The sequence below is a fragment of the Paenibacillus sp. S150 genome (genome assembly GCF_019352175.1).
Lineage (GTDB): Bacteria > Bacillota > Bacilli > Paenibacillales > Paenibacillaceae > Paenibacillus_AQ.
In genome coordinates, this window is record NZ_JACBYI010000006.1 from 100210 (window position 1) to 113879 (window position 13670).

Here is a 13670-nt window from a genome sequence, read left to right on the forward strand (position 1 = left end):
AGTCCTGTCCGCAAAAGGGGTTGAAAGACTTGGCAACTGCGCTTCTTGGCAGCTTTTTATCGGCTATGGCCACTGTGCTTGGAGTGGTTCCGATCCTGTTTGTCCGAAGATTGTCCGAGCTGTGGAAGGATGTCCTGGTTGCCTTCACTGCCGGAATTATGGTATCTGCTTCTACCTTTGGCTTAATGCCGCAGGCCATCAAGGAGTCGGGAATCCTCGCCTTAACCCTGGGGCTGATTACCGGTGTGCTGCTGCTCGATCTGATTGAGAACAATATTCCGCATATCGATGTAGAGAATAAGCCCGGCTATACCAATATGGATTCCAAAGCGCTGCTCGTGCTGATCGCGCTGTTCATTCACAATATTCCCGAAGGTCTCAGTACGGGATTCAGCTATGCCAGCGAGCAGCCCAGCCTGGGTCCTATGGTGGCGGTTGCTATCGGGGCGCAGAATATGCCGGAGGGGCTGATCCTGGCCGTCTTTCTGATGAATTCCCGCGCTACCCGGCGAAAAGCGCTGGGCATGGCCGCCTTAACCGGCCTTATGGAGATGGTGTCGGCGGTCATTGGCTATTTTACAGCCAGCTATGTGCAGAATGCGGTAGGCTACGGGCTGGCTTTTGCCGCAGGAGCGATGCTCTTCATCGTCTATAAGGAGCTGATTCCTGAGAGCCACGGACACGGGTTTGAGCGCCCTTCCACCTATTCCTTTATCTTCGGCCTGCTGGCGATGGTGTATATTACACAGGTCTTTGGGTGACGGCGGGCAAATGTCTTCTTATACGGGGGTTATCCCCGCAAAATATTCTCGATTTGCTCCAGCTCCTCCGCGCTGAGCTCAGGTGCGTTCAAGGAGGCTACGGCATCCTCGATCTGGCTGACCTTGCTCGCACCGATCAGTGCCGAAGTGACTTTGCCGCCGCGGAGCACCCACGACAGGGCCAGCTGCGACATTTTCTGCCCGCGTGCGGCTGCGAGCCCGTTCAGCTTGCTTACCTTGCCGATGACCTCTGCGGTAATTTCCTTCTCGGAGAGGAATAAGCTTGGTCCGGCTGCGCGGGAATCCGGTGTAATTCCTTTGAGGTAGCGGTCGGTCAGGATGCCTTTTTGCAGCGGCGAGAAGGCGATGGTGCCGATGCCTTCCTCGGCGAGCACATCCTGCAGCCCATCCTCAATCCAGCGCGACATCATGGAATAATTCGGCTGATGGATCAGGCAGGGGGTGCCGAGACGGCGGAGAATCCGGGCGGCCTCGCGCGCTTCCTCAGCTTTGTAGTTGGAGATGCCGACGTACAGCGCCTTGCCTTGGCGCACCAGCAGATCCAGTGCCCCCATCGTTTCTTCCAGCGGCGTGTTCGGGTCCGGACGGTGGTGGTAGTAAATATCCACATAATCCAGCCCCATCCGTTTCAGGCTCTGGTCCAGGCTGGAGACGAGATTTTTCTTCGAGCCCCATTCTCCATATGGGCCTGGCCACATGTAATAGCCGGCTTTGCTGGAGATGATCAGCTCGTCGCGGTAAGCGGCGAAATCCTTGCGCAGAATCTGCCCGAAGCTCTCCTCGGCGGAGCCGGCAGGCGGGCCATAGTTGTTGGCAAGATCGAAGTGGGTAATCCCCAGATCGAAGGCTCTTCTGATCATGGCGCGGCCGTTCTCGAACACATCATTGCCGCCAAAGTTATGCCACAGTCCCAGCGAAATCGCCGGCAGGAGCAGGCCGCTGCGGCCGGTACGGTTGTATTTCATCTGGTCATAACGTTCAGGACTTGCGATATACATTTGATTATTCCTCCTTAAAGTCATGTTAACATGGACTTCCCGGCCCTGCTTCGCGAAGCTTGCTCCGGAAGCAGAGTCTGAAGTATCTTTAACAATTCTAAGCAATTTACACAGATCTTAAGCACTCAACGTGCAATCAGCCTTACGTAAGCGGTTGCTTCTTACGCAAGGGCTACGCTCTTAATTGTAGCGGAAGCATCGAGCCAAGCGTATGTCAGCATGGAAGAAGTTTATAGAACAATGTCATTATCGGCATGGCGGATGCGGTATTCCTTGGGGGAGCAGCCCTTGACCTTCTTGAACATCCGCGAGAACAGCAGCGGGTCCTGATAGCCGACGGAACGGGAAATTTCACCGATGGTGCAGGCACTCTCCGTCAGCAGCTCGCAAGCTTTGGCCATGCGGAAATTAAGCAGGTACTGCTGCGGCGGCAGGCCAACGGTCTTTTTGAACAAGGCGGATAAATATTTGCGGTCCAGCTTCAGGGAGGAAGACATGCTCTCCACGGTCACATTCTCACAGTAATGGGCATGCAGATAGTGCAGGCACTGCTCGACGTAAATGCTCTTTTGACGGGGAAGAGGGATAAGGTCTGCAGGAGCAGGAACTGTGCTGAGCAGCAGCCCGAAGAACTCATACAGGATCGCCTTGAGCGGGAGATCGAGACTGTCTGTGCGGCCGGAGGCAGCGGTAAGCCGGTCATACAGCGCGGGCATCAGGGAATCATCCATCGGGAATACGGGGTGTCCGGGCGAGAGCGAGGTCCTGGACAGCAGACGGGCAATTTCCTCCCCTGTAAAAGCAATCCAGGAATACGTCCAGGGATGAGCCATGTCTGCGGCATAATGAGTAACTATATGAGGATAGGTCAGGAAAGCCTGTCCAGGCTGCAGGATGTGGGTTTCTTGCCCGACAGAGACATAGCCGGTTCCTTCGTGAATGAAATGGATTTTGTACAGGTCGCGCACACCGGGGCCGACGCTGTGTCCGGGAGCGCACTCTTCACGTCCCCAATAATGAAGATGCAGATCGGGATTGCCCCGGAAAGGGCGCTCTGAATTGTATTTGAATATGGCCATGCTTCAGCCTCTTTTCGGGTTGGAATTGCTCCATTGCAAGGATGCACCTGCAATCCATTATACAATAGATTGTCCAAGGCTGATCAACCGCAAAAAGTCCCAGGCCCCAGACTGAGGGCGGGACTTACAGGGTTGTCCGAGAGGGGGAGGAGGTACGGGGGGCCGTGGCGCAGGCTCAATCCCCTCCTCCGAGGTGCCGTGTTGGCGGGAGGGGCGGTTATAATAGGGGCGCTGATAGTTAAGTGGAATTAGTAAAACTAATTGGCGTAATTCCAAGCGAAAACTGAATGTAGTGGGATATTGTACACCTAAACTGCGTGTATTCACCACAACTGGAGCAAATCGGTCACATTAGTTTTACTTTTTCCCGCTAGAGAATGTATCGGGACGAGAAGGTTCTGATTAGTTTTACTTTTTCCACTTAAGTCCGCCAGTACGTCGCAGCTCTGCTGTGACTATAAATCTGATACATCCAGGCCGATGGCCGCTTTTGCTTAAGCTTACCTTTTTGAGGCTTCCTCCTAGGCTTCCATTTTGAGCATGACCAGTTCTTCGACCGGCTCGCCGTTCACGAGATGCTCCTCCACAATGCGCTCCACATCGTCCGTGGTTACATTGTAGTACCAGATGCCGTCGGGATAGACAATTACAAAAGGTCCGTTGCCGCACAGGCCAAGACAGCTGGTTTTGTTGATCTTGACCGTTTTATTGATGCCCTTCTCTACGAGCTGTTCTTTGAATTCCTGCATTACATCTTCCACATCCTGATTATTGCAATGCTCGCTGCAGCAGAAGAGCAGGTGCTTCTTCAGCACCTTCAGTCGCATATTCATACATGGGCCTCCTTGATAATGTGAAAATAGCTTAGGTATCTTACGAGGAGTATAGTCTCTTTTGCATAATCTGTAATCGGGTAATGGTTAATGTTCCCAAAGGCTTAACAAATGCCGGAAAATCAGGATTTTCACGTTAGATTACCTAACCCGGACACAATAAATTTGATGAAAATGTGTCTGTTTTTGCCTCTCTCCAATTATTTTCTGATTCTGAAATTGTTTTGAAGGTTCCAGCCCCAAATTTAAATGCGCCAGTTTAGCGCTTCGCCGTTTGGTTAAGTAAGGGTTGTAAGGACATTGACCAAATGTAATGAAAATCAAATAAAAGCTAATCAGGAGGGAATCGTTATGAATAAGAAATTTGTAGGTGTATTCCATACGGAACATGAAGCTTCGCAGGCTATTGAGGAGTTGAAAACCCGCGGATTTCTGACAGAGGATATCTCGGTGATAGCGAGAAACAAACAGGATGCCCGGACAATTAATGATGAGACAGGCACCAAGGCACCAGAGGGAATAGCTTCAGGTGCGGCAACCGGGGGGGTGCTCGGCGGTGTGACCGGACTTCTGGCAGGCATTGGAGCACTGGCAATTCCGGGAATCGGACCGATTCTTGCGGCGGGGCCGATAGCGGCTGCACTGGCAGGAGCTGCGGTAGGTGCCGGAACCGGCGGACTTGTCGGCGGACTCATTGGACTTGGCATACCGGAGGATGAGGCACAAAGCTATGACAACTATGTGGACGAAGGCCGTATTCTGGTCATGGTGGACGCCGACAGTTCACGGGCCGATGAAGTGTACAGCGTATTCCGCAGCCATAATTCTGCGAATGCGGACCGCTATATGGATGAGCGGATGACTGGCGGCCAGGGCGATGCAGCAACTGCCCGTGACTCGGTGAGGGATGCCGTGGATGCGGCATTTAACGGTACCGGGCTGGAAGGACGCGAGGATACGGGCCTGGATACTATGAATTCCGCACCGGCGTATGATCTTCCGGAGACCCATAGGCTGGAGGATGTGAACCGTCCGGGGATGACGGGAGATGTGTATTCCGGTTCGCCGGCAGGCATGGACAATGCACCGGAGAATACGGGAACCGCTGACTTTGCGGACAGAGACAGTGAGGCAGACCGCAGGCTGCGCCTGCATGAAGAGCAGCTGGATGTTTCCAAAAACAAAGTGCAGACTGGTGAAGTCAAGGTGGTTAATCACGAGAATGAAGTACCGAGAGACCACAGCCGGACCCGGTAAGGAAAATGAACCGGCACGTTTCGGCAGCGGCAATATTTATAAAAAAGAGGGTTTCCCCAAATCTTGCCGGACTTGGGGAAACCCTTCTGTATGTTTGCAGGATTAGATAAAGGCTGCATCCGCTCTGCTGGCGGCCGCCTGCGGAATCTCCTTGCCGGGCAGAAAATGAATGCTGCGGATGTACCGGATCGTACGGCTCTGCGCCCGCATAATCACCGAATGGGTCTCGGCGCGTTCCTTGCCGATGAAACGGACTCCGCTCAAGAATTCGCCGGAGGTTACGCCGGTCGCCGCGAAGATGACGTCGCCGGTGCCGACCATATCCTCCATCGAGAGCACATGCTTCGGATTGTCGATTCCCATGAGCAGGCAGCGCTGCAGCTCGAAGGGACCCTCCGGCAGCAGCTTGCCCTGCAGCTCGCCGCCGAGGCATTTCAGCGCGGCGGCGGCCAGCACGCCCTCCGGTGCGCCGCCGGAGCCCATGTACAGATCGACATCGCTGTCCGGCAGCGCCGCCGCGATGGCACCGGCCACATCACCGTGGCCGATCAGCTTGACGCGCACGCCGAGCCTGCGCAGCGTGGCGATCAGCTTCCCGTGCCGCTTGCGGTCCAGGGCCATCACCGTCAGTTCGGAGAGGGCTTTGCCGGTAATCAGGCTGGCCTTGCGCAGCGTGACCTCAGCCGGATCTTCGAGGCTCAGCCTGCCGGCCAGCTCAGGGCCGCAAGCAAGCTTCTCCATATATATGTCGGGCGCATGCAGCAGGCTGCCCCGGTCGGCAATGGCGATAACCGATTGGGCATTGTGCAGCCCGCAGGCCACCACCTCGGTGCCTTCCAGCGGATCAACGGCCACATCGACCGAAGGGCCGTTCCGGTTCCCGACCCGTTCCCCGATATAGAGCATCGGCGCTTCATCCATCTCACCTTCGCCAATGACCACAGTCCCGTCAATGGAGACGGAATCAAACATGGAACGGATGGCGGTCGTGGCCGCATCATCCGCAGCATTTTTATCGCCCCGGCCAATCCAGCGGGCCGAGGATAAAGCGCCCAGTTCAGTTACCCGTACAATCTCCAGTGCCAATTCGCGTTCCATATGATTTCCCTCCAGTATAATGTTTGTATAATTTCAGTCCTGCGCTATATAGATTGAACCTTGTCTGGGGATTTCCACCGCGGACAGCGGGTGCAATCAAGAAATATCTATATAGTTGATTCTTAGGGGGAGTCGGAAATGTGCCCCATAATAATACCTGCGGTTTCTTCAATCGCCCTGTCCGTAATATCAATCACCGGGCAGCCCAGCTTGGTGAACAGCACGGCGGCATATTCCATTTCTTCCGTGATGCGCTCCAGGCTGGCATATTGCGAGCCTGCAGGAAGGCCGAGCTGCTTGAGGCGCTCGGAGCGGATCTTCAGCATGTATTCGGGCTTCATCGTAAGACCGATAAGCCGGTTCGGCGGCAGGCTCATCAGCTGCTGCGGCGGGCCGATCTCCGGGACGATCGGATAATTCACGACCTTTTTGCCCCGGTGGGCGAGGAAGATGCTGAGCGGGGTCTTGGAGGTGCGGGACATGCCCAGCAGCACAATATCCGCCTTCAGCATCGCGCCAAGATCGCGTCCGTCGTCACAGGCGACGGTGAATTCAATTGCCTCAATCCGCCTGAAGTAGTCCTCATCGAGCTGGTGCAGCAGCCCGGGCCTGGCCTGGGGTGCATCGTCGAAGGTGTCGATGAAGGCCTGCATCATCGGCCCCATGATATCCACAATCCGCAGATCGAGGCGGACCGCTTCCTCGCGGATCATCTCCCGCAGCTCCGGCTGGACCAGAGTGTAGGCGACAAAGCCCTGAAGCTGGGCCGCTTCCTCCATCAGCTTCCGCAGTTCGTCTTCATGCCTTACATTGCCGTATCTTCTGATCGTGACACGCTGATTCTGGAATTGGTGGATAACAGCCTGCACGACAGCCTCCGCTGTATCCCCTATCGAATCTGAGCATATCGTAATGAAATGTGAGGATGGCTCCATGCGCGTTCGATTCCTCCCGTTATCCTTTGGTTTCTAGATCGAGGAGAAGTTTGACGATGGAAGTTTTGGTCAGCCGCCCCACCACATCGAGTCTCGGGCCGTTTTCTTCCACAGTGCCGGGAATCACCACCGGCAAACTGTCCACCTCGTGAAAAATCATTTTTTGCGCGGCATCAAGCACCGTGTCCTCTGGCGAAACTGTCACGACCTTGGGCTGGCGGGTCATCACCATGCTCACAGGCATGGACACCGCACCGGGATTGCCCAGCGTAACCTTCAGAAAATCCTTGCGCGAGGCCACTCCTGTCAGCTTGCCGTCCCCGTCGCAGATAATCAGCGTGCCTACATCCTGCAGAAACAGGGTAACCACGGCATCCTGAATGGTAGTCGTCTCGCGGATAATAATCGGGATGCTCTGAATATCCTTGACCTTGGTTTCCTTCAGCAGATAGCCTCCGCCGAGGCGCTGCGAGGTTTTTTTGCCGGGAAAATAACCGACCTTTGGCTTGGCGTCAATGTACTCCAGCATGACGAGAACGGACAAGTCCGAACGGATCGTCGGCTTGCTGAGATTGAGATGCTCCGCGATTAGTTCCGCGGTTATCGGTGCTCTTCTTTTGACAACTTCAATAATTTGCAGTTGACGGGATGTCAGTTCGATCACAGGTTCCCTCCACTTTCCGGATACAATCTGGTGTTCCTTAACAGAAGGAGCACCGGTTGCCGATTCCCCCTTCCATTCTTACGTCTTATTGGAATATATAACCCTTAACTTGCTTATATAATACGCAATAATGATCGTTATTGCAACATATAATACGTCATATATATTTTTTTGTTGAAAATATACTATTGCTGAACCAAAGGTGCAGATCTGCGCGTGGAGATAGCGGGGAATGAGCGTGGGTGTGGAGTTAGGAGGAAGAGTGCGCTGGGGGAGTTGAGTAAATTAGTGGTTGAGATGGCGGGGAAAGAGAGTGAGTGTGGAGTTAATGGGGAATATCAGTGCTTGTTGGTCCCGTATACCTGTGTTTAGTCAGCTATTCTCGTTCAATTGAGGAAGGACAGAATGTTGCGGACACAGCCGGGGCCAATACCGTCCCCGGCCCGGCTAACCCCGGGCGTTATCCCTCGCGCCGTCTCCGGCTAAAGCACCTGCTTCCGCGGATACACCCCGCCTTCCTCCGGCTGCACCAGCGGAGTGCCCCGTTTCTTCCGCAGCATCAGCTGCTTCAGTGCGCCGGCATTCACAAGCACGGTGCCGGCAATGATCGTGAACACACCGAGTAAAGTAATCCAGGCTACAGACTCCCCGTAGAACAGGTAACCTACGCCGACTGCAATCGGCGGAGAGATGTAGAGCCAGGTGGAAGGAAAGACGGGATTGGTCTTGGCGACCAGCCAATAGAACAGCGTGTGGCCAACCATGGAGCCGATCACCGTCAGGAAGAGCAGGGAACCGGCTGTTTTGAACGACAGCAGGAAGCCGGGATGCACGTTTTCTGTAAACAGGGACAGGAGGAACAACAGCGCTCCGCCGTACATCATTTGGGCCGCGTTCAGGGTGACCGGCGATACACCGGAGAAGGCGCTGGTTACTTTTTTGGAGTAGATCGCTCCAGCCGCGTAGCAGCATTCCCCGATCAGCACAACAGCACAGCCGATGAGCCACAGAGGAGATACATCAACAGCAAGGCTTGGCAGCACGAGCAGCAGCACGCCGGTGAAGCCAATAATGCAGCCGATCAGTGAGTGGAGGGGGGCTTTTTGCCTCAGAAAAGCGGTCTGCAGCAGCAGGATCATCATCGGTCCGGTAGCCGACAGGACGGCGGCAAGCCCCGAGGAGACATACTGCTCGGCCCAATACAGCGCGGAAAAGGTCCCGAAGGTCAATGCGGCCCCGGTGAACAGCATTTCTTTGCGCAGGAGCAGGGCGAAGCTGGCTTTGCCTTTCCAGGCCATGAAGAGGAACAGTGCGGCGCCTGCAACGAAAAAGCGCAAGCCCGCCGAGAAGAAGGGAGGCGCACCGGCATCCACGCCGATTTTGATCACCAGAAAGGTGGTGCCAAAGATAAGACAGACAAGCGAGTAAGCGAGCATAATCATGTTAAGTTCCCCTTTGTGATGGTGGTGTGGCAGTCGGCCCATGTGTTGGATTCATCATATCGGAAGCTGGACAGAACAGAATATGGACCACAGAACAGATGGGGGGCGGAATATTGTACAATAGGATTATGAGATGTGAGATAGGGACGACTACGGGACTTGGCCCGCTTGGGCAGAGGCGACCATGGAAAGGAGCAGCATACAGATGAAAAAAGCGTCAGGAGCAGAACAGCAGCCTCCCTTGTTTCGCCGGGTGTATGAGCATATGCACAACCGGATGGAGCGGGGGGAATGGAAGGCGCATGACAAGCTGCCGTCGATCCGGCTGCTGGCTGAGGAACTGAAGGTGCACAGGCTCACGGTATTCAAGGCCTACCGGGAGCTGGCCGAAGACGGCAAGGTGTATGTAAAAGACAAATCCGGCTATTACGTCTCCCCGGGCAGCAGCACGGCGGGAGAGGCTGCGGAAGGAGCGGCGGTATCCTCGTATATGCTGGCAAATCCGATGTCCGATATACAGCGGATGCCGGCAACCTACCAGTTCTCGCAGGCGCTGATCGATCCGGGACTGCTGCCCAACCTGTTCCTGTCTGACTATGTCAAAAAAGTATTCGACCTCTACCCGAAGGTCATGGGTACATATTCCTCTGTCCAGGGCGACGAAGAGCTGCGCGGGACGCTTAGCCGCCATTTCCGGGAGCAGCACCGGCTGCAGCTGTCGCCGTGCGAGCTGCTGATTACTTCGGGCGCGCAGCAGGCGATCAATCTGATCGCAGGCATTATGCTGGGACCGATGGATGCGGTGCTGGTGGAGCGTCCGACATACAGCGTGGCCATGGATATTTTCCGGCGTCTTGGGGCGCGGCTGATGCCGGTGGAGATCACCCCTGAGGGCTATGATCTGCAGCAGGTTGAGGAGCTGATGCGCAGGCACCGGCCCCGGATGTTCTACATGAATCCGACGCATCACAATCCGACCGGCTACACGGTTCCGGCGCGGCAGCGCAAGCTGCTGGTCGAGCTGGCGGAGCGCTACCGCTGTCTCATTGTGGAGGATGATCCGTTCCGGGACATGTACTTCGCGGAGGAGCCGCCGCCGCCTTTTTTTGCCTATGATACGGAGGGCTGGGTGATCTATATCAGCAGCTTCAGCAAATATGTTGCCCCGGGTCTGCGGATTTGCGCGGTGGGCTGCCGTTATCCGTTCATGGAGCAGCTGATTACCGCCAAATCGCTCGCGGACAACGGCACGCCCATTCTGAACCAGAAAATATTTCTGCACTACTACACCTCGCCGCGCCTGCAGCAGCATCTTGTCAAGCTGCGGATCGCGCTCCAGGTGCACAAGGAAATTGTGGAGGAGGAGCTTGCCGCCACCGGCTGGGAATGGACACCCCCGCAAGGCGGGCTGAATCTCTGGGTCAAGCTGCCGGAGCCTATTTCCGTAGATGTGCTGTTTGCGCGTTGTATGGAGCAGTCCATATCCTTTGTTCCGGGCGGAATTCTCGATCCGCTGGGGGAGATGAAGTCCTGGCTTCGCCTGAGCTACTCTTTTGCGAGCGAAGGGGTGCTGCGCGAAGGCATCCGCCGTCTGGCGGCGGTTGCGCGGGAGATGTAGCCGGGGAGTCTCTGCGGACTGCGAGTGAAACCGGTACCCTCCGGAATTACCTCTGCTTCCCCCGGGACCATACTTATCTTTTTACAAACATTGCATATTTATTGCTTTGTTTAACATTAATCGGATTTTCGGAAAATATCCCCTTAATATACTTGCTCTAGTATGAGGTAGTAATCAAGCTTAAGGAGGGTGTATATGAAATCACAGAAAAAGAATAGATTCAAGGCCGTACTCACTGTCACTGCGGCAGGTGCGCTTTTGGCTTCGGGCATAGTGGCTGCCCCAACCGTCAAACCGGCAGATGCGGCTGCCTCACAGACAAAAAGTGTCATTCTTTTTGTGGGCGACGGCATGGGGACAGCAGCGCGTAATGCGATCCGGCTGGCGACCGTGGGCGAAAAAGGCAAATTGGCCATGGATGATATGCCCTACGCTGGACTGATTCATACCAGCTCTACGGTACCGGTTACAGATTCGGCAGCATCAGCCACGGCGTATGCCAGTGGAGTAAAAACGTATAATGGAGCCATCGGCATGGATGCCGGCAAGAAATCGGTGCCGACCATCGCGGAATATGCCAAAGAAGCCGGTAAATCCACAGGTGTGGTAACAACCAGCCAAATTACAGATGCTACAGGCGCAGCTTTTGGCGCTCATGTGGAAGACCGCTCGAAGCAAAGCGACATCGCATTGCAGCTTCTGACCAAGAGCAAAGTGGATGTTCTGCTCGGCGGCGGTGAGGATTTCTGGTATCCGGCAGGCGAAGCGGGCAAGTTCCCGGATACCCCGGTTGAAGATCCTTCCGAGAAGAGCAAGGGAACCCAGGGCAATCTGGTCAACAAAGCGAAGCAGCTCGGGTACACTTATGTATCTACGAAGGACGGCCTGAAGCAGGCCAAGGGCAGCAAGCTGCTCGGACTGTTCGCCAACGAGGAAATGTTCCAGCAGAATGAGGAAGGTCAAGGAGACATTTATAATCCTGCAGTGTCCCTGCCGGAAATGACCCGGAAAGCGATCGACACCCTGTCCAAGAACCAAAAAGGCTTTTTCCTGATGGTAGAAGAAGAAGGTACGGATGAATTTGCCCACAAAAATAATGCCAAAATGACGATTAAATCCGGACAAGCCCTGGATGCAGCCGTGCAGGTCGCCAAGAATTATGCCAAAAAGAATCCGGACACCCTGGTGCTGGTGCTGGCTGACCATGAAACCGGCGGGCTCTCCCTTGAAGCCGTAGACGCCGAGGACGAATCGGGAGACGGCATTTCCAAAGAGGACGGCCCGTTTGCCATTGCCAATTCAAAGGCTAACTTTGTAGTGGACTGGACAACCTCCGGCCATACGGCAGTCGATATTCCGGTTACAGCGATGGGCAAAAACGCCCAGCTCTTTACCGGAGTGTTTGAGAACACAGCCGTGTTCGATAAGCTGATGCAGGCCTATGGATTTAAAGTAAAAAAATAATGCGGCGGAGCGAAGAGTTCCTGTTGCAGAATACAAGCTGGCCGGTTTTTCGGCTGGCTTTTTCTAAATATAGAATTTATATGCTTGGCACACTAAATGATCCTTCTATTTCTCTGAAGGGGCTGACCCAAAAGCCATGAAATGGCTGCTTGGGTCAGCTTTATTTTTAAAAGAGAATTTATATGTTTCACGCTATACATTAGCCTTATCTTTCCCGCTGAAACGGACACCGTCCTTATAAGGACGGCGCAGCCGTTTCTGCTTGCGTAAGATATACGCAGGCTTTTGGAGTGGACGCTCCGCGAACGGAGCGTTGTCCGGGTCGCTGTGCTCTCCAGATTTATTTCATTCCCCCTAGGAGCTGCGAGGAAATTAGTAGCCGCTTTTGTTGACAAAACCTCCACGGTTTTGGGAGTTTTGTCAACAATGTAGCGGTACTTTATTTCGTCGCAGTCTCTTAGCGGTGAAAATACGGAGACCCAGGCGGCCGCTGCCGCTGTTCCGCGGGTCCGTCCGCTCCGCTGTTTAAGCGGGAGGTGGCTCTGTAGTAATAGGTGATGAGAGTTAACCAGCTCCGCCTTAACAACGGCATTTCTGCCGTTATTTCAGGGCACGCGGCAGTAATCTTGCGAATAATTTCACACAGCGAGAAAGAGTAAGCGAAGGAGTGTGGAAGTAAGCGTTGGGAAGGGAGCTGCCGGCATGGAACTATGAAGCCTTGCTTCATTTCGCCTGCGCACAGATCATTTGGAGAAGCGTACAATCCGTTCATTCCCGATAACTTATTTTGGGATAGGTTCTTAATGTATAGGAATGGAACCGGAGAACCTGAAAAAGCTGATGAAACCCAAGGAAGGTTCATAGGGAACGGAAGCGAAGTGGAAAAAGTAACACTAATGGTCTGGAATTCTGGCTTCAACGGGCTTTAGTGGGATTTTGTACACTTAATGGAGGCCCACTCCCTCCAAATGGCTGATTTCAGCCGGATTAGTTGTACTTTTTCCCACTAGGGATGATCCAGGATTGGAATTCGCTGCCTTAGTTATCCTTTTTACCACTCAAATGGCTTCCCTTTTGATTAATTATTCAGGTTCATCTTAATGTAGGAGTATTCCTCTGTAAGGGAGAGAAACGGATCGATTAGGGAGCCTTTTTCCCGCTAATGCAAGCGAAAAAGGAAAAGTGGGGATTAAATTTACTTTTTCAGACGGTTGAGAGAGTAGCTTTTTGGAGGAGATCGGAATCATAAACCTTTGATTTATAAGGTGTTTTCTAATCGGAAATCATTAAAAACCGGGTTCTCAACAGTCTGTCTTTTTCCACTTGGGCTTAGGCCGCCGGGTCTCAGCAGGAAGGTCTGGAGGGATCGGGGAGGAAGAGCTTCAGCCGGCCAGGGGAACCGGAGAGCCAGGGAGCCGCAGCCGGCTCACACCTGAAATGCAAATAGCTGCGCTGCCCGATGAAGGACGGCACAGCCGCTTTTTTTTAAGAATTTGCATG

10 protein-coding genes and 1 pseudogene are annotated in these 13670 nt (G+C 54.1%); 4 read left to right on the forward strand and 7 right to left on the reverse strand.

Annotation, left to right across the window (positions count from 1 at the left end; translation table 11 throughout):
* Positions 1-29 precede the first annotated feature (29 nt).
* Positions 30-761: a ZIP family metal transporter gene (locus HYD27_RS08720; RefSeq protein WP_219213738.1), complete on the forward strand. Its 732-nt coding sequence runs from the start codon at positions 30-32 to the stop codon at positions 759-761.
* 29 nt (positions 762-790) lie between these two features.
* On the opposite strand, the gene HYD27_RS08725 is transcribed toward HYD27_RS08720, so the two are convergent.
* The 3 genes from HYD27_RS08725 to HYD27_RS08735 form a co-directional block, all read right to left on the reverse strand.
* A complete protein-coding gene (locus tag HYD27_RS08725; RefSeq protein WP_219213740.1) occupies positions 791-1780 on the reverse strand; it encodes an aldo/keto reductase in 990 nt (329 codons plus the stop codon).
* Positions 1781-2010: 230 nt separating this feature from the next.
* Entirely contained in the window at positions 2011-2859 is an 849-nt protein-coding gene (locus HYD27_RS08730) for an AraC family transcriptional regulator (RefSeq protein WP_219213745.1), read from the reverse strand.
* Between the two features lie 521 nt (positions 2860-3380).
* Positions 3381-3692 (reverse strand): (2Fe-2S) ferredoxin domain-containing protein, encoded by a 312-nt coding sequence (locus HYD27_RS08735; protein WP_020429600.1) that lies wholly within the window; start codon positions 3690-3692, stop codon positions 3381-3383.
* 351 nt (positions 3693-4043) lie between these two features.
* Between HYD27_RS08735 and HYD27_RS32655 the strand changes: the two are divergent.
* A pseudogene (locus HYD27_RS32655) lies at positions 4044-4538 on the forward strand (general stress protein); the annotation flags it as partial.
* A gap of 513 nt (positions 4539-5051) precedes the next feature.
* On the opposite strand, the gene glpX reads toward HYD27_RS32655, so the two are convergent.
* The 4 genes from glpX to HYD27_RS08760 form a co-directional block, all read right to left on the reverse strand.
* Positions 5052-6047, reverse strand: coding sequence for a class II fructose-bisphosphatase (gene glpX, locus HYD27_RS08745; RefSeq protein WP_219213749.1), 996 nt, complete (start codon positions 6045-6047; stop codon positions 5052-5054).
* 122 nt (positions 6048-6169) lie between these two features.
* Entirely contained in the window at positions 6170-6982 is an 813-nt protein-coding gene (locus HYD27_RS08750; protein WP_219213752.1) for a pyruvate, water dikinase regulatory protein, read from the reverse strand.
* Between the two features lie 19 nt (positions 6983-7001).
* Positions 7002-7646, reverse strand: coding sequence for a helix-turn-helix transcriptional regulator (locus HYD27_RS08755; RefSeq protein ID WP_219213755.1), 645 nt, complete (start codon positions 7644-7646; stop codon positions 7002-7004).
* A 482-nt stretch (positions 7647-8128) separates the two neighbouring features.
* Entirely contained in the window at positions 8129-9088 is a 960-nt protein-coding gene (locus HYD27_RS08760) for a DMT family transporter (RefSeq protein WP_219213758.1), read from the reverse strand.
* 205 nt (positions 9089-9293) lie between these two features.
* Between HYD27_RS08760 and HYD27_RS08765 the strand changes: the two genes are divergently transcribed.
* Together HYD27_RS08765 and HYD27_RS08770 are read left to right on the forward strand one after the other, a co-directional pair.
* Complete coding sequence (locus HYD27_RS08765; protein ID WP_219213760.1) at positions 9294-10706, forward strand: aminotransferase-like domain-containing protein; 1413 nt, start codon at positions 9294-9296, stop codon at positions 10704-10706.
* A 195-nt stretch (positions 10707-10901) separates the two neighbouring features.
* Complete coding sequence (locus HYD27_RS08770; protein WP_219213763.1) at positions 10902-12170, forward strand: alkaline phosphatase; 1269 nt, start codon at positions 10902-10904, stop codon at positions 12168-12170.
* Positions 12171-13670: the final 1500 nt, after the last annotated feature.

Bases quoted from the DNA above. Each gene is read 5' to 3' on its own strand.
- HYD27_RS08725 (WP_219213740.1), bottom strand. From the start codon at position 1,780: ATGTATATCGCAAGTCCTGAACGTTATGACCAGATGAAATACAACCGT.
- HYD27_RS08730 (WP_219213745.1), bottom strand. From the start codon at position 2,859: ATGGCCATATTCAAATACAATTCAGAGCGCCCTTTCCGGGGCAATCCC.
- HYD27_RS08735 (WP_020429600.1), bottom strand. From the start codon at position 3,692: ATGAATATGCGACTGAAGGTGCTGAAGAAGCACCTGCTCTTCTGCTGC.
- glpX (WP_219213749.1), bottom strand. From the start codon at position 6,047: ATGGAACGCGAATTGGCACTGGAGATTGTACGGGTAACTGAACTGGGC.
- HYD27_RS08750 (WP_219213752.1), bottom strand. From the start codon at position 6,982: ATGGAGCCATCCTCACATTTCATTACGATATGCTCAGATTCGATAGGG.
- HYD27_RS08760 (WP_219213758.1), bottom strand. From the start codon at position 9,088: ATGATTATGCTCGCTTACTCGCTTGTCTGTCTTATCTTTGGCACCACC.
- HYD27_RS08765 (WP_219213760.1), top strand. From the start codon at position 9,294: ATGAAAAAAGCGTCAGGAGCAGAACAGCAGCCTCCCTTGTTTCGCCGG.
- HYD27_RS08770 (WP_219213763.1), top strand. From the start codon at position 10,902: ATGAAATCACAGAAAAAGAATAGATTCAAGGCCGTACTCACTGTCACT.